10 protein-coding genes are annotated in these 15,908 nt (G+C 73.8%); 3 read left to right on the forward strand and 7 right to left on the reverse strand.

Annotated elements, in window-relative coordinates; all coding sequences use genetic code 11:
• Nucleotides 1-69 precede the first annotated feature (69 nt).
• The 5 genes from IEZ19_RS36290 to IEZ19_RS36310 are packed head-to-tail and all read right to left on the reverse strand — an operon-like array spanning nucleotide 70 to nucleotide 10,787.
• Nucleotides 70-1,377 carry an MFS transporter gene (locus tag IEZ19_RS36290; RefSeq protein ID WP_189315649.1) on the reverse strand — a complete coding sequence of 436 codons (1,308 nt, stop codon included), beginning with the start codon at nucleotides 1,375-1,377 and terminating at the stop codon, nucleotides 70-72.
• Entirely contained in the window at nucleotides 1,374-3,191 is a 1,818-nt protein-coding gene (locus IEZ19_RS36295) for a hypothetical protein (RefSeq protein WP_189315650.1), read from the reverse strand. Before IEZ19_RS36295 ends, IEZ19_RS36290 begins: the two co-directional genes overlap by 4 nt.
• Nucleotides 3,188-4,417 carry an ATP-grasp domain-containing protein gene (locus IEZ19_RS36300; RefSeq protein ID WP_189315651.1) on the reverse strand — a complete coding sequence of 410 codons (1,230 nt, stop codon included), beginning with the start codon at nucleotides 4,415-4,417 and terminating at the stop codon, nucleotides 3,188-3,190. Before IEZ19_RS36300 ends, IEZ19_RS36295 begins: the two co-directional genes overlap by 4 nt.
• 35 nt (nucleotides 4,418-4,452) lie before the next feature.
• Nucleotides 4,453-5,418 (reverse strand): TauD/TfdA family dioxygenase, encoded by a 966-nt coding sequence (locus IEZ19_RS36305; protein ID WP_189315652.1) that lies wholly within the window; start codon nucleotides 5,416-5,418, stop codon nucleotides 4,453-4,455.
• 53 nt (nucleotides 5,419-5,471) lie between these two features.
• Entirely contained in the window at nucleotides 5,472-10,787 is a 5,316-nt protein-coding gene (locus IEZ19_RS36310; protein ID WP_189315653.1) for a non-ribosomal peptide synthetase, read from the reverse strand.
• Between the two features lie 252 nt (nucleotides 10,788-11,039).
• Here IEZ19_RS36310 and IEZ19_RS36315 point away from each other — a divergent pair, with 252 nt between their 5' ends.
• From IEZ19_RS36315 to IEZ19_RS36325, 3 genes are all read left to right on the forward strand, one after another.
• Nucleotides 11,040-11,624 carry an IS607 family transposase gene (locus tag IEZ19_RS36315; RefSeq protein WP_189315654.1) on the forward strand — a complete coding sequence of 195 codons (585 nt, stop codon included), beginning with the start codon at nucleotides 11,040-11,042 and terminating at the stop codon, nucleotides 11,622-11,624.
• Nucleotides 11,621-13,078, forward strand: coding sequence for an IS607 family element RNA-guided endonuclease TnpB (tnpB, locus tag IEZ19_RS36320; protein WP_189315655.1), 1,458 nt, complete (start codon nucleotides 11,621-11,623; stop codon nucleotides 13,076-13,078). Before IEZ19_RS36315 ends, tnpB begins: the two co-directional genes overlap by 4 nt.
• 110 nt (nucleotides 13,079-13,188) lie before the next feature.
• Nucleotides 13,189-14,055 carry an LLM class flavin-dependent oxidoreductase gene (locus tag IEZ19_RS36325; RefSeq protein ID WP_189315656.1) on the forward strand — a complete coding sequence of 289 codons (867 nt, stop codon included), beginning with the start codon at nucleotides 13,189-13,191 and terminating at the stop codon, nucleotides 14,053-14,055.
• Nucleotides 14,056-14,155: 100 nt separating this feature from the next.
• On the opposite strand, the gene IEZ19_RS36330 is transcribed toward IEZ19_RS36325, so the two are convergent.
• Together IEZ19_RS36330 and IEZ19_RS36335 are read right to left on the reverse strand one after the other, a co-directional pair.
• The gene (locus IEZ19_RS36330; protein WP_229841235.1) at nucleotides 14,156-14,725 is read right to left on the reverse strand and encodes a hypothetical protein; all 570 of its coding nucleotides are present in this window, start codon (nucleotides 14,723-14,725) and stop codon (nucleotides 14,156-14,158) included.
• Between the two features lie 329 nt (nucleotides 14,726-15,054).
• Nucleotides 15,055-15,642 (reverse strand): ATP-binding protein, encoded by a 588-nt coding sequence (locus tag IEZ19_RS36335; protein WP_189315657.1) that lies wholly within the window; start codon nucleotides 15,640-15,642, stop codon nucleotides 15,055-15,057.
• Nucleotides 15,643-15,908 lie beyond the last annotated feature (266 nt).

Consider the following 15,908-nt stretch of genomic DNA (forward strand, 5'->3'; position numbering starts at 1 on the left):
CGAACCAGCTCACCTGGACGACCACCTCTTCGGCGTGACGGCGCATGGCCGCGGCCGCCGAGCCGGCGCCTACCCCGGCGCCGGCTCGGCGGCCGCGGGGGTCTGCGGCGGTGCGGAATTCTGACCCGTCGTCAACGTGCGGACCTGGGCGCTGCACAGCGCCGCCGCCGTGGCCACGGTCACCAGTGCGGCGCCTGCCAGGAGCGTGGCGTGCACGCCCAGCCGGCCCGCCAGGGGGCCCGCGGCCATCTCGCCGAGCGGGAGCGCGACGAAGGAGCCCAGCGCGTCGTAGGCGTAGACGCGGGCCAGGCGGCCGGCCGGGATGTTCTCCTGCAGGCAGACGTCCCAGGCCACGCCGAACTGCTCCAGCGCGATGCCGTTGGCGAACATCGCGGCGCCCAGCAGAAGGGCGCCCGGCGCCTCGGCGAGGACCACCAGTGGTACGGCCTCCACGGCGGTCAGTGCCACGCCCAGCAGCAGCGCGTGGCGCACCTGGGAGCGGGCCGCGAGGATGCCGCCGGCCAGCGCGCCCGCCATCTGCGCCGCCAGCACCGTGCCCCATGCGCCGCGGCCGAACGTGTCGTCGGCGACGGCCGGACCGAGTACCTGCACCCCGCCTGCGACGACCGCGTTGACGACCATGAACTGCAGTACCACGATCCACACCCAGCGGCGCGCGGTGAACTCCCGCCAGCCTTCGCGCAGTTCGTGCAGCGGCCGGACCCGCTCCGGGTCCGGTGTCCGGCCGGCCGGGGCGGTCGTCACGCCCAGGAAGGACACCGCCGCCCCGCAGAACGCCACCGCGTTCGCGGCCAGGCCCCAGCCGGGTCCGAACACCGCGGCCACCACTCCCGCCAGCGACGAGCCGGCGATGGCGCCGAGGTTGGTCCCCATCCGCATCACGGCGTTCGCCGGGCGGATCAGGCCGCCGGGCACCGTCTGCGGGGTCAGTGCCGCCGACGCCGGCAACGACAGGGCGGCGAGGGCGCCGTTGAGGACGCTCAGCAGCACGAGCAGGGGGATCGACGTCGCGTCCAGCAGCACGCTCGCGGCGATGGCCGCCTGCACCCCGGCCGCGGCCAGCGCCGAGCCCTGCAGCACCAGCGTGCGCCGGACCCGGTCGGCGACCACCCCGCCGACCAGCAGCAGCGCCACGTTGGCGAGCGAGCGGGCGCCGACCACGAGCCCCAGGTCGGTCGTCGAGCCGGTCGCGTCCAGCACGGCGAAGGCCAGGGCGACGGGCGCCATCGCGTTGGCGAAGTACACCAGCAGCCGTCCGGCCGCCAGCCGGCGGAAGGACCGGTGCGCGAGCGGCGCCCAGGTGCCGGTGCCCCCTTTCGGTGTGCCGGTCGCGTCCTGTTCCCCCGTGCCGGTCATGCTGCCGCCTGTTCCCTTCCGTTCGCACGGCCTGTGCCGAGCGTGAAGTGCACCCGGGACACCGAGATCCCCAGATCCTGCACCGCGTACGGGCAGAAGTAGTACGCCTGCGGACTCGCCCCAGTGGACAGGGTGATCGTGAACGCGGCGTGGACGCGTTCACCGGCCCGGACCGCCTCCACGCGGCGCAGTACCGGGCCCACCTTCGCGTCCAGATAGACCGGCAGCACGATGCCCAGGTTCACCGTCCCGGCCCGGCGCGCCGTGGCCTCGACCACCACGTGGAGGGTATCGCCGGCCACTGCCCGGCTTGGTGCCTCGATCCTCAGCTCGGGCGCATCCGCGAGGGTGTTGGCGATGTCGCCGCAGCGCGCGCAGACCACCTGCACGGTGTCGGTGACGGCTGGCACGCGGCCGCGCCGGCGGTAGGAGAGGAGCGGCCGGCCGCAGGCGCAGGGGACCTCCAGCGGGACGGGGGTGTCGGCGACGCTGCGTTCGCCGAAGTAGGTCGGGAAGGCGAGCACCGGGTCGTCGTGGTGCTTGGCGAAGCGGTGCGCGAGGGCCAGGTCCAGGGACGTGGTCTCCTGGGCGATCGCCGTCAGCGCCGGTGCCGTGTCGCGGGTGCGGACGGCCTCGTGCAGCAGGGTGTCCGAGAGCGCCCGCAGACGGGGGCGCAGCGGGTGGTCGGGGCCGAGCAGGCCGCTGTCCAGCAGCCCGGACAGGCGGGCGCCGAGGGTGTGGAGGGGGAACTCCGGCTGTGCCGCCGGGGCCGGCTCGGACACGCTCTCCTCGCCCAGGCCCGAGGACTGCAGCCCCACCTGCGCGAACGACGGGTACGGGTTGATGTCGCGCAGGCTGTCGTTGATGACCCCCGCCGCGCTGCCCGCGCGGACCGTGCCGGTGAGCCAGGCCAGGTTCTCGGGACGCTGTCCGTCGCAGGCGGTGAGGGTGGCCACCACCGTCTGGGCCGGGCCGTCCAGGGCGTTCAGCAGGATCAGGTACTTGGGGTCGTACAGGGCGTGGCCGGCCAGCGCGCCGCTGAAGCAGTTGGCCAGGACCAGCTCGGCCGCGCGCACGGCACGGGCCGGGATCAGTTTGTCCTGGGGCTTGGTGCAGCCCAGCCCGTAGGAGCACTTGGGGCCCGGCGTGCCGGGCTGCGCGGCGACGGGGCTCGCCCCGCACAGCGTGAAGCGACCCAGGTTCAGCTGGTCGTCCTTGCCGTTGCCGTGGAACAGCACGCGCCGCCACACCCGGCCCAGCGCCAGTTCGGCGACGTCCAGGCGCCGTACGTCCTGCGCACCGCACCACACGTCCGCGTCCTGTGCCGGCTCGGCCGCGTCCAGTTCGGAGACGACGCCCACCGGGGCGCCGGGCACCACCCGGGCGTACTGCTTGGCCACCACCCAGCTGAGGCTGTGCACGTCGCGGCCCGTCAGGAGGAACAGCGGCCGGCCGGTGGCGTACGCGGCGGCGGCGACCTCGCCGACCTCGTCGCCGTTGAGCCGGCCGTAGGTTCCGGCCAGGAGGACCGAACCGGTTTCGGGCAGGCGGGCCGGGTCGGTGATCCAGCGGCGGGCGAGCGGGGCGAGGAGGGCGCGCAGCGCCTCGGGCAGCGGTTCGTCGGCGAGCAGGACCCCGGTGTCGGCCGGGTCGGGGGTGCGCCGATGGCCGTAGACCTGCTCGGCGAGGGCGATGCCGTCGAGGAGGTCGACGCGGTCGCCGATCCACACCGGCAGCGGGCCGTGTCCGGTCTCGGCCTGCGTCACGGCGCGGGTGTAGGCGGTGAGGTCCCCAAACGGCGCGAAGAGCGTCACGGCTGGTCCACCTTCAGCTCGAAGTGGCGCAGGACGGCGTGCATCCGCTCCTCGACCTCGTCGGCGGTGGCGCCTTCCACGTGGACGTAGCCGGTGGAGGCGTGCGAGGCGCGCGGCGGGTCGAGGACGTCGCCGGGGGCCGCCGTCACGTGGGCGCCGATCACGCCGGGCAGGCGCAGCAGTTCCTCCGCGGAGCTGATGTGGACCACGCGGCCGGGCGCGGTCGGCAGCAGCAGGTCGCCCACCGCGCGGTCGCGGGTGTACTGGGGCACCGGCATCCGGTCGAGGTAGGTGTCGAGGACGACGTGCAGGAAGTCGAAGCCGAAGGCGAGGCCGTGGTTCATCGGCACCTCGCAGCCGCTGAGCCGGGCCGCGACCTCGCTCATCACGAACTGGCCGTCGTCGGTGAGGAAGAACTCGCCGTGCAGATAGCCGTGCGGGATCTGGAGTCCGTCGGCCAGCCGCTGGGCCAGCGCGCGGGCGTCGACGGGGATCTCCTCGCTGGGTGCGTAGGTGATGTTGGCGTTGATCCGGCCGTCCAGGACTTCGAGGACGGGCACCGGGTTCTTCGACAGGTAGGCGTCGATGACCAGCCCGCGCGAGATCACCGCGCACAGCTGGAACTCGCGGCCCTTGACGTACTCCTCGACCGTCCACTGAAGGGCCGGATCCAGCGGCGGCAGGTCCGCCAGGCCGGCGGGGGAGTCGATGCGGTAGGTGCCGATGCAGGAGTCGGAGTCGACGGGCTTGAGGATCACCGGCCAGCCGTGCTCCTCGCCGAAGGCGACGACGTCCGCGAGGTCGCCGGCCGGCCGGTATCGGGCGTGGGGGATGCCGAGTTGGGCGTAGCGGTCCTTCATCGTCATCTTGTTGCGCACCCAGCCGACCTGCTCCTCGCTCAGGTGCGGCAGGTCCACCAGGGCGGCGAAGCGCTGGGCGGCCGACTGCAGGGCCTCGTTGGGGTTGCAGAAGTGCCTGGGCCTGGGCAGGTTCCTGGTGCCCTTCATCCAGCGCAGATAGCGGGCGGCCTCGTCCTCGAGGGGCGCGGACGTGTCCAGGGTGAACGTCGGGACGTGGGCGGTGCGTTGGACGTACTCCTCGCTCAGCGGGACGGAGTCGAAGCGCAGCAGGACGACGTCGACGTCGTCGCGGGCGAGGACGTGGTCGGTGAAGGTGGTCCGGCGGCTCTCGACGAGCAGGACGGCGGGGCGGGCGGGTGCGCTCATGGTCGTAACTCCAGGTCGCAGCAGGGGAAGGGGGGTCAGCCGATGACGCGGGTCGAGCCGTCGATCCGGCCGGGGCGGGTGCGGCGCAGGTCGCGGACCAGGTTGACCCGTTTGAGCCAGCGGTCGCCGCCGTCGAAGCCGGCGCGGAAGGAGCGCCGGCCGTGCACGGCGTTGCGGTTGTCGACGAAGCAGACGGCGCCGGTGGGCAGGACCACGTCGGTGAGGTTGGCGTCGAGGTGGGCGGTGATCCACGCCAGCGCCTCGGCGGCCTCCGTGTCGCCGTCCTGGGCGCGGAAGAAGTCCCGGTCGATGCGCAGCACCGGCTGGTCCCGGTGGCCATCGAGGACCGGCACCGGCTCGGGCACGAACGCGCCGTCGGTGAACGTGTGCGCCGCGTCGGGCAGCGCCAGGAAGCGGGGCCGGCTCAGCACGTCGCGGACGCGGTCGGGCAGGCGGCGTACGTCGAGGTGGGCGACCGTGGTGGGGATCCGGTCCTCGTTGCGCAGGGCGAACAGGCCCACCCAGTCGGCCCGGTACGGCGAGAAGGCGTCCTCGGTGTGCCAGGCCAGCTCCAGTGCGCTGGAGGCGGAGATCAGGCTCGTCTCGTAGCCCTTGCTCGGCAGGATGTCGGTGACCAGGCGGCCGGCCTGCTGGGTGGCCCAGCCGGTGAGGTCGCCGAGCAGCGCGGCGTACAGGACGAGCAGGCAGCCGTGGACCTGGCTCGCCTCGGTGTCCGCCTGGCTCCAGTGGGCGGGGGTGGCGCCCAGCGCGGCCTGGTCGACGGTGTTGCCGCGGATCAGGGTGGCGTGGGTGGTCTCGTCGCGGCGGGCGGAGTTGAGGTGGCGCCGTACGGTCAGCGGGAGGTCGTGGGCGAGGACGGGCGCCTCGTCGAGGAAGCGGGGGTCGTCCGCCGCCTTGTACACCTCGAGGCAGGACGCGGCCAGGGCGTGCGCCGCGCGGGCGTCGCGGAGGGGCAGGTCGAGGGTGTGGACGGTGTTCATGAGGTCCTCCGGGTGCGGGTCCGTCGGTCCGTGCCTGTGGGCGGGAGGGGTCTTTAGAACAGGTCGCCCAGGCGGTCGTTGATGTGGTCGAGGCACAGCTCGTACAGGTCCTCGGCATGGGTCTCCCGCCAGCCCTCGGGGGCGGGGGCCGCGGCGGGCCACAGGGCCTGGTGGCCGTCGGCGTCGGCGAGGACGACGAACGTGGCGAACTCGTCGGCGAACGGGTCGCCGTCGGCCGGCCCCTCCAGCACCTTGAGCATGCCGTCGGCGTCCAGGAGGGCCGCGCGGTCGGTGCGCCACATCCGGGCGGTGGCGCCGTCCGGGCCGCCGAAGGGGTCGGGCAGGAACCGCTCCCCGGTGGCCGCGGGCTGTCCGGCGTAGCCCTGGGCCACGCCCGCGCCCGCGATGTAGAGGGCGCCCGTCTCGCCGGGGGCCACCGGCCGCAGCCGGGCGTCGAGGACGTAGGCGCGGTAGCCGGGGGCGGGGCGGGGCGGCCGGCCGGGGTGCTGCTCCAGGACGAGGCGGCCCTCGGCCCAGCCGCCGCTCACGGTCAGCTCGGCGCTCTCGGACCAGGCGAGTGCGACCAGTGCGGCAAGGGCGTCGTCGGCGCCGCCCAGCACCACCCGGATGCCCTCCTGGCGCAGCCAGCGCAGAAGTTCGTGCGGCACGGCCTGGGCGAGACAACCGTCGGGCACGTGCACCCGGGCGCCGGCCGCCAGCGCGCCGAGCAGACCGAGAGCGGCGTCCGCGTCCGGGTAGCCGCGCACCAGCCAGGCGGCGCTCGCGGGTGCGGCCAGGGTTGCCGCGGCGACCGCCTGTGGGCCGATGGCCACCGTGCCGTCCTCGCCGGGCACCAGCAGCACCGGATCGCCGGCCGTCAGCGGCCGCGTGCGGTCGGTGTCGGTCAGCGGGCGCCGCCGGGTCGCGGGCAGCCGGTCGGCGCCGCCCGCCCGCACCAGCCGGGCGGCGCCCGGTACGGCGGGCAGCAGCAGGTCGGCCGTCTCGTCGAGCAGCAGCACCACCGGCCGCAGGGTGCCGTCCAGGTCCAGCGACGGGTCGACGGGCAGCAGCGCGGCACCCGTCTTGGCGACGGCGAGCGCGGCCACCGCGAATCCGGTGAGCGTGGACAGCGCGGTCAGCACCGTGCTGCCCGGGCCCGCGCCGTGCATGACGAGGGCGCGGGCCAGCAGGTCGGAGCGGGCGTCGAGTTCGAGGTAGTCCATGCCGGCCACGACGGGCGCCTCGGGACAGCGTGCCACCTGCGCCGCGAACAGTGCGGGCACGGTCGCGGCCGGCCACCGGACGCTCTCGCCCGCCCACACCCCGCCCTCCGCCGTGTCGCCGGGCAGCAGCCGCAGCCGGCTCAGTACGGTGGTCGGCTCGTCGAGGGCGGCTTCGAGTACGGCGGTGAGCTGCCCGGTGAGGGAGGCGGCGGCCGCCTCGCCGACCGTCTCGTGCCGGTAGGAGGCCGTCACCGCGATGCCCGCGGGGGCGCCCGCCGGCGTCTGCCGTTCGGTCAGCAGCAGGCTCAGGTCGGCCGCGGGGACCGGCAGTTCGGCCCGGTCGGGGTGCACGGTGAGCCCGGCCGCCGTGAACTGGCCGTCGGCCTGCGCCAGCACCGTCAGCGCGATGCCGCCCGGCAGGGCGAGGGCCGCCTCGGCGTCGCGGTAGGCGGCCAGGCCGGCCGCGCGGACCCGGGCGAGCAGGTCGGTGAACGCGGGGTCGCCCGAGGCATCCACCGACAGCGCCAGGACCCGCCCGTAGGGGCCGACCGCATCGCGCAGCTCGGCGCCCTCCCGGGCCGGGACCGGCGCGGCCACGGTGATCTCGCCCATCGCGCCGAGCCGGGCCAGTACGGCGGTGAGCGCGGTGTGCACCACCATGAACACGGTGGAGCCGTGCTCGGCCGCGAACCGGGCCAGCCGCGTGTGCAGGTCCTCGCCCAGCTCCACCTCGAAGCTGCCGTAGGAGACGTCACCGGCCTGCGGCACGCTGCCCGGCAGCGGGGTGGGCGCCGCGTCGCCGAAGACCGCGCGGGGCGCCGCCTCCAGCCCGGCCGCGGCGCGGTGCGGGGTGTCGCCGGTGGCGCGGGCGCCGTAGGCCTGGGCGAGTTCGGCGGCCAGCGGCAGATGCGACCACAGGTCGACCGAGGCGGCGGGCAGGGCGATCTCCAGCAGATGGTCGTCGGCGGCCAGGGTGCGCAGCCGGGTGCCGGCCGCGCCGAGACGGGAGTTGCGCAGCGCCTCGTGCCGCTGCCCCAGATCCTCCAGCGCCTCCTCCAGGGCGCGCTTGTCCAGCGCGCCGCGCAGCCTGAGCGGCAGCACCGCGCTGTCGGTGCCCGCACCGCAGGGACCGGTGGCGGCCGCGGGCACGTCGCCGAGCAGCGCGGCGAACGCGGCCGGGGTCCGCGCCTCGTACAGGGCGCGGCTGCCCGGGTCGGCGCCCAGCGTCTCGCGGGCCCGTGACAGCAGCCGGGCCGCGGCCAGCGAGTGTCCGCCGATCTGGAAGAAGTCGGAGTCGGCGTGCACCTGGCGCCGGGGCAGCCCCACCACCTCGGCGAACAGATCGCGGACGATCTCCTGCAGCGGCGTGCCGGGCTGGGTGCCGGGCCGGGCCGCGGCGGGGGCGGGGGCGGGCAGCGCCGTGCGGTCGACCTTGCCGTTGGCGTTCAGCGGCAGCGCGTCCAGGGTCATCAGCGCGGAAGGGATCATGTAGTCGGGCAGCCGTTCCTGGAGGTGGGCGCGCAGGACGACCTCCAGGTCGACGGTGCGGTCGAACGCGGTCGGCGTGTTCGCGCACGCCCGAACGGCGGCGGCCGGTGCGGTGCAGACGCCGGTCAGCGGGCCGGCCGGGACCAGGTCCGGGTCGACGAAGACGATGTCGAGCAGCTCGGCCCGCTCACCGGACCAGGTCGGCAGGGCCCGGTAGCCCAGCCGCTCCCCGGCCGCGCACAGCACCTCCGGGTCCGGGGCGGGCGCGTCCTGCGCGGCGAGGTCGATGCCTTCGAGGGGGTTGTCCAGGGCGCGCATCGCGCAGAACTCGTCGTGGAGCCGGCGGTTGGGCACCCCGGCCAGCCGCAGGACGGCGGGCCGCAGGGCGTTGAGGCGGTCCTCGGCGTCGGCGGCGGAGTTCACCTCGTGGCCCCAGCGGACGACGGGCGCGGCCGTGAGATCGGCGGCCGGCTGGGCGGTGGACAGCACGGCCTCGTAGCGGTAGCGGGTCAGCTCGTTGTGGTGGGCGCCCCGTTTGGCCCGTACGTCCACGGCGCGGACGGCGGGCAGTTCACGCGCCAGGGCGGCGAACAGGGCCGGGGAGACGAGCAGTTCGGTCTCCTGCGCCACCCGCACATCGACCGACCGGCGCAGGGTGTCCCGGCTGTCGGCCGCCGCACCGGGCCGGGCCAGCTCCACACCGGTCTGCAGACAGCGGGCGAGGTCGAGGTTGCGCAGGTCGCCCAGGAACAGGCAGCCGCCCGGGGCGAGCAGGGTCAGGGCCCGCTCGATGACCGTGCGCAGATGGGCGAGGCTCGGGAAGTACTGGATGACCGAGTTGACGACGATCGCATCGAAGTGCCCCGCGGGCAGCCCGCTGGTGTCCTCGGCCCCCTGGCAGCGCAGCCGCACCTTGCCGGCCAGCTGGGGATCGGCGTCGGTCTGCGCGGTGAGCGCGGCGACGACGGCGGGGGAGAAGTCGGTCGCCCAGTACTCCTCGACGCCCTCCTCACGGGCCAGGTGCCCCATCAGCAGCCCGGTGCCCACACCGATCTCCAGGATCCGGCGCCGGGGCAGCTCCCGCACCCGCGCCAGGGTGGCCTCCTGCCACTCCCGCATCTGCTCCAGCGGGATCGGCAGGGCGTCGTAACTGCTGTTCCAGCCCGTGAAGTCGGCGCCCAGCCCGGTGCCGCCGGCAGCGGCTCCGTCGTAGAGGGCCTCGTAGATCTCCCGCCACTCGGTGATCTGCGCGTCCTGGTCGGCGGCGGCCGGTGCGAGCGGATCGGCCGGGACGACATGGGCCACGAGCCGCTTGTCACCGTCGCCGCTCTCGTACAGGGACACCGCGGCGGCCAGGACACCCGGGTGGGCGCTCAGCACGGACTCGATCTCGCCCAGCTCGACACGGAAACCGCGCAGCTTGATCTGGTCGTCGACCCGCCCCACGAACTCCAGCGCGCCGTCGGGGCGCAGCAGCACGAGGTCCCCGGTGCGGTACAGACGGCCGCCGCCCACGGTGAACCGGTCCTCGACGAACCGCTGCGCGGTCAGCTCGGGCCGCTCCAGATAGCCGGTGGCCAACCCGGGCCCGCCGAGCAGGAGTTCACCGGTGCCGCCCGGGCCGACCGGGCTGCCGTCGGGGCCCACGACCACGGCGGTGGTGGCACCGATGGGCCGCCCGATCGGAATGGTCCGCGCCCCCTCGGCGGGCTCTGCGACCTCGTGCCAGGTGGCGAACGTGGTCGCCTCCGTCGGGCCGTACACGTGCAGCAGCCGCCCGGGCGCCCCGCCCGCGAACACCTCGCGCACCCGGCGCGGGTCGCAGGCCTCGCCGCCGAACAGGACGGCGCGCAGCGATGCGAAGGCGGCGGGCCGTTCGCGGGCGATCAGCTGGAACAGGGCGGTGGTCAGGAAGACGACGGAGATGTCGTGCGCTGCCACGGCCTCCTGGAAGCGGCCGGGGTCGACGACGGTGTCCTTGGCGAGATGGACCAGCCGGGCGCCGGAGGTGAGGGTGGTCCACACCTCGAAGGTGACGGCGTCGAAGGCGGGGTTGGCGGCCTGGGCGACGACGTCGTCGGGGGCCAGCCGCAGATAGTCGTACGACTGCACGAAGTCCAGGACGGCCCGGTGCGGTACGACGACGCCCTTGGGGGTGCCGGTGGTGCCGGAGGTGTAGCAGACGTAGAGGGCATCCTCCGGTCCGGCCGTCTCCTCGGGCAGATCACCGGGGCGCGCACGGATGTCGTCGGCGTCGAGGTCGACGACGCTCACGCCCAGGCCGGCGTAGTCGCCCGCGCCGTCGCCGCCGGTGAGCACCGCCTTGGCGGCGCTGTCCCGGACGATCAGCCTGCGCCGCTCGGCGGGGTTGGCGGGGTCGACGGGGACATACGCGGCGCCGGCCCGCACGATCCCGAGGAACGCGGTGACCATCTCCGTTCCGGGCCGCAGCGAGGTGACGACACGGTCGCCGCGTCCCACGCCCCGGGCGCGCAGATGATGGGCGAGACGGTTCGCGGCGCGGCTCAGCTCGCGGTAGGTGAGGGACACGCCGGCACCGCCGCCGGGTCCCGGACGGGTGACCGCGATCGCGTCGGGCCGCGCGTGGACTTGCTGCTCGATGAGGCCAGAGATCGACAGGACCGGCAAGACCGACATCAGCACTCGCTCCTTACGACAGCACCTTCGGCTTGGCAAAACGTTGCCAAGATGCTGGCAACGTGATCCTGAGGCCGGGTCTCAAAGCGGTGGAGCGGGGATGGAGCCGCAGGCGGGCAGGCATACGGAGGCACCATCCGCAGGGGCCGGTGTTGCCAGGAGCCGTTCGGACGGCCGGGGGATGAAAGCTGCTACAGATTTTCTAGTCATTCATAGTCATCTCTAGTCGTGCATCTCGAATATCTTGGCCTTGTGAAGCTTTCGGAGTGGGCACGGCAGCAGGGCGTGAGCTACCAGACTGCCTGGCGATGGGTGAAGGACGGGAAGATGCCCGTCCCGGTCCGCCAGGCGCCGTCCGGAACGTGGCTGGTCGCTGAGCCCGCTCCGGTCGTCTCTGCGACCTCGGGGCGGGTGGTGGCGTACTGCCGCGTGTCGTCCGCCGACCAGAAGGCCGACCTTGAGCGGCAGGCCGCCCGGGTCGTGGCCGGCGCGAACGGGCTCGGCCTGGCCGTCGCCGAGGTCGTCGCCGAGGTCGGCTCGGGGCTGAACGGACGGCGCCGCAAGCTGCAGCGCCTGCTGTCCGACCCGCAGACGGCGGTGATCGTGGTCGAGCATCGTGACCGGCTGGCCCGGTTCGGCGTCGAGCATCTCGAAGCCGTCCTGTCGGCGTCCGGGCGGCGCCTGGTCGTCCTCGACCCCACCGAGACCGCTGACGACCTGGTGCGGGACATCACCGAGGTGCTCACGTCGATGTGCGCCCGCCTGTACGGGCAGCGGGCGGCGAAGAACCGCGCCGCCCGCGCGGTGGCCGTGGCGACCGGCGAGGCCGCCGAGTGAAGAAGTTCCAGGCGCAGCCCGGTTTTGTGGTGCAGGCGTTCCGGTTCGCTCTGGACCCGAACGCCTCCCAGGAGCACGCGCTGCGTTCGCACTGCGGCGCGGCGCGTGCCGCGTACAACTGGGCTGTCGGCTGGGTCGAGGCGTCGTGGTGGCAGCGCCGCGCGGAGGAGTCCTACGGCGTCGCCGAGGAGCAGCTGACGCAATGGCGGCCGTGGTCGCTGCCCGCCCTGCGGAAGGCGTTCAACGAGAGCAAGCACACCGACCCGAGGTTCGCGGCCTGGTGGGAGGAGAACTCGAAGGAGGCGTACTCCACCGGTCTCGCGAACGCCGCCGCCGCGTTCGACAACTACGCCAAGTCAAAGCAGGGCAAGCGCCGTGGCCGTGCAATGGGTATGCCGCGGTTCAAGTCGAAGCGGAAGGCACGTCCGTCCTGCCGGTTCACCACCGGCACGATCCGCGTGGACGCCGACGGCCGGCACGTCACGCTGCCCCGCCTGGGCATGATCCGCACGCATGAACCCACGGTGAAGCTCCTCGACCGCTTCCAGGCCGGGACGGCCCGGATCCTGTCCGCGACGGTGCGGCACGAGCGCGGACGCTGGTTCGTGTCCTTCCAGGCGGAGGTGAAGCGCGACCTGGTCCGCGTCACGCGGCCGGATGTCGCGGTCGGCATCGACCTCGGGGTGAAGACCCTCGCGGTCATGGCCGACAGCACTGGCGAGATCCGCACCGCGCCCAATCCCGGCCACTACGACCGGGCGCGCAAGCAGCTGCGCCGCGCCTCCCGCGTCGTGTCCCGACGCCAGGGCCCCGACCGGCGCACCGGACGGCAGCCGTCGAAGCGGTGGGAGAAGGCCAACGCCCAGCGGAACAAGGTCCACCACCGCGTGGCGAACCTCCGCGAAGACGCCCTGCACAAGCTCACCACCGCGGTGGCCGCCGAGTACGGCACCATCGTGGCCGAAGACCTCAACGTCGCCGGCATGCTCCGCAATCGGCGTCTGGCCCGCAGGATCGCAGACGCCGGATTCGGCGAGATCCGCCGCCAGCTCGACTACAAGACCGGCCAGCGCCACGCCACCCGCCTCGTGGTCGCTGACCGCTGGTACCCGTCCTCGAAGACCTGTTCCGGGTGCGGCGCGGTGAAAGCCAAGCTGTCGCTGCACGTCCGGACGTACGAATGCAACGCCTGCGCTCTGGTCATCGACCGGGACGACAACGCCGCGCTCAACCTCGCCGCCCTCGCGGCAGCCTGCGTGACTGGTACCGGAGTGGCCGGAGACCAGGACACCGCCCCGGCGGTGTCGAAGCCTCGTGGAGCCGACCAGAAGACCCGCGCCACCCGCCCCCGCCGCAAGGCGGAGGCGGGGCGGGCAGGTGGCGCAACCCTGCCGCATCAGCGGCAGACGGAAACGAGAGACCGTACTCAAGCCGAGCCCCTGACGCTCTGGTGATAGACGGACCTTCCGGGACGAAATGCCCGGAATGCTGAGACCTGACTACGGTCCCGGCAACGGCCTGTTAACCGGTTGCCGGTCCTTGCGGCCTGCAGCAGGATGCGGAGATGCGTTTCTCGGTCAACATCCCGAACTTCGGCGACTTCGCCGATCCCAGGACCGTGGCCAAGGTGGCCGCGACGGCGGAACAGGCAGGCTGGGACGGGCTGTTCGTCTGGGACCACGTACTGCACCGCACACACGCAGGCAGGCCCTTCGGCGACCCCTGGATGCTGCTGACCGCCGCCGCGCTGGCGACCTCCCGCATCAGGCTGGGCACGCTGGTCACCCCGGTCGCACGGCGGCGCCCGCAGCAACTGGCCCGGCAGGTGGCGACGTTGGACGCGGTGAGCGGGGGCCGGGTCACCTTCGGCGCGGGACTGGGCGGGCCGATCGAGGACGAGTACGCCAGCTTCGGCGACACCACGGACCCCAAAGTGCTGGCCGGGCGCCTGGACGAGGGCCTGGACCTGCTGGAGCGTTACTGGTCGGGGCAGCCGGTGACCCACGACGGACGGCACTACCGGGCCCGGGACGTGACATTGCTGCCCGCCACGGTGCAACGCCCCCGCCCGCCGATCTGGATCGCCGGCTTCTGGCCGAACCGCCCGCCCATGCGCCGGGCGGCCCGCTGGGACGGCGCGGTCCCGCTGTTCACCGACGCCAGACACGGCCACATACCGCCCGCCGACCAGGTCCGCGACCTGGTGGCGTACCTGCGCACACAGCGCGAGGACCGCCCCGGCACCCCCTTCGAGATCGTCCTGGGCGGAGCGACACCGGGCGACGACGCCGCCAAGGCCCGCGATCTGATCGCCCCGTTGGCCGAGGCGGGAGCCACCTGGTGGGACGAGCGCCAGATCCAGCCGAGCGAGAAACTCGACCGTCTCACACCGGTGCTGCGCCGCATCGAGCAGGGCCCCCCGGTCCTGTAGGGCGGAGCACGCGGGCGTGGCACGCCCCACACACCCGCCACTTCGGCCGCAAGCCGCCCAGGGCGTCAACGCTCGACGTGGCGGAGCCGATCAGCCCGGGTCAATGCAGGTCCACCTGGAACGCATGCCGGTGGTCGGCAGGGCAGGCGAAGATCCGCAGGTCCCCCCACCGGCCGACGACGACTCCCGTCTCGCCGTCGCTGGCCACGGTGAACAGCAGCGTCATGTCCGTGCCGCAGTCCCCACAGCGAAACACTGCCGGGTATGCCAGGTGCCAGGTCGGCCAGCCGCCCAGTTTCCAGCCCGCGACGCGGGTGATGACGTCACCGCCGTCGCCACTCTCGCGGACCAGTTCCGCCAGCCGCGGACGGAGTCCGGGAGGCAGCTCCTCCCGGTACGGGAAATCGGCCAGGTGCTCGGCGGTGATGGAGCACGCTTGCGGCAGGTAACCGTCCTCGTCGTAGCGAGAGGGCGGCGGCGGTGCCGTCAGCCGGCTCGTCACGTCGGCGGCCCGGCGCCATCGCACCTCGATCACGGGGCTGACGTCGGCCTGCTGGGCCGGAGGATCCCAGTGTTCGTTGGGGCACCACAGGATCTGCAGGAGGTCGATGTCAGCAGGCCACCACGGTCCCGGTGCGTCGCGCCGGAAAATCTGCGCGACCGGCACCATCGCCGTGGCGGGTACGCCGGCAGGGCTGCCCACGTCGGGCAGGGAGCACGCAGGCCACGGCTCGTCGCTCGGCCACAGCAGCGGACCGCCGATCGAGCTGTCCCCGCAGTCCGGCTCTCCCCGCACGGGGTGCAGTACGACTGCGTCACGTGCGTAGGGAGCGAGGCCGGGGAGCGCGGCGAGTATCGCTTCGGTTGACGGTCTGGCGGTGCGTGTCATCATGCCCTCTGCCGAGCTGGTCGTAGATCGCACGCAGCGTACAGGCCAGGTATGACAGTGGCTCCGGCGTGCGGATCACGAGCGGGTCCAGCCAAACGGCAGGTCGTAGCTCACGGAGTGGCCGCCTGCACCGCCGCCGTCTCCTCGGGCGACAGCAGGCCGAGCCGGATCCGCCGGACGTGCGGCTGGCGCGGGAACTCGGGCGCGAACAGGGGCTCCTGCGGCTGATCGGCGTACGCCGCGACAGTCGCGACCACCAGGACCGGCGCCGGGCGGGCGTGCCGTACGAGATAGCGGAGGTGGTGCAGCGACTGCGGATCCGCGTGCTGTACGTCGTCCAGGCACAGCACCACCGGCCCGCCGCGGGCGAGGTCGCACAGCTCCGCGCAGAACGTCCGCATCGCCTCGTCGGGCGGTACGGCGCCGCCGGCACCGGAGCAGGGGAGCGTGAACACCGGTGCGCTGCCGACGAGTTGGCGCAGCACCCCGAGCGGCACCCGGCGCCCGGACGCGGAGGCGGTCGCGGTGAGCACCAGCGCTCCGGCGGCGGCCGCCCGTTCGGCCACGGTGCGCAGGAGGTGGCTCTTGCCACACCCGACGGCGCCCTCGATCAGCACCACCCGGGAACGCCCCACCGCACAGGCGGCGAGCACCGTGTCCAGGGCACCGGCCACCGATGCTCGCCCCGCCTCCGTCATGACCCCGCCCCTCGCCGCAACCGCCCTGGTCGGGGCCAGGATCGAAGCCACACCTCTAAGCCAGGTGGAGCGGCGACAGAGACGACACGTGCGCGAGAAGGGGCCCCGACGACCGAAGCCCCCGCGGCGGCACACGGCGGCCGGCGGGGGCATCTCGGTGGAGAGGACTTGGTGCGCGAGGTGCGACCTCAGACGGCGGCGACCGAGGGCCAGCCGATGTCGTCGGTGCCGGTGGTGGAGATGGTGGTGGCCTTGGGCCAGCCGAT

Source organism: Streptomyces brasiliensis, assembly GCF_014647875.1.
Classification (GTDB): Bacteria; Actinomycetota; Actinomycetes; order Streptomycetales; family Streptomycetaceae; genus Streptomyces; species Streptomyces brasiliensis.

What these genes read in the sequence shown, in the direction of transcription:
- IEZ19_RS36290 (WP_189315649.1), bottom strand. Translation starts at nt 1,377, where the DNA reads ATGACCGGCACGGGGGAACAGGACGCGACCGGCACACCGAAAGGGGGC.
- IEZ19_RS36300 (WP_189315651.1), bottom strand. Translation starts at nt 4,417, where the DNA reads ATGAGCGCACCCGCCCGCCCCGCCGTCCTGCTCGTCGAGAGCCGCCGG.
- IEZ19_RS36305 (WP_189315652.1), bottom strand. Translation starts at nt 5,418, where the DNA reads ATGAACACCGTCCACACCCTCGACCTGCCCCTCCGCGACGCCCGCGCG.
- IEZ19_RS36310 (WP_189315653.1), bottom strand. Translation starts at nt 10,787, where the DNA reads ATGTCGGTCTTGCCGGTCCTGTCGATCTCTGGCCTCATCGAGCAGCAA.
- IEZ19_RS36325 (WP_189315656.1), top strand. Translation starts at nt 13,189, where the DNA reads ATGCGTTTCTCGGTCAACATCCCGAACTTCGGCGACTTCGCCGATCCC.
- IEZ19_RS36330 (WP_229841235.1), bottom strand. Translation starts at nt 14,725, where the DNA reads ATGGTGCCGGTCGCGCAGATTTTCCGGCGCGACGCACCGGGACCGTGG.
- IEZ19_RS36335 (WP_189315657.1), bottom strand. Translation starts at nt 15,642, where the DNA reads ATGACGGAGGCGGGGCGAGCATCGGTGGCCGGTGCCCTGGACACGGTG.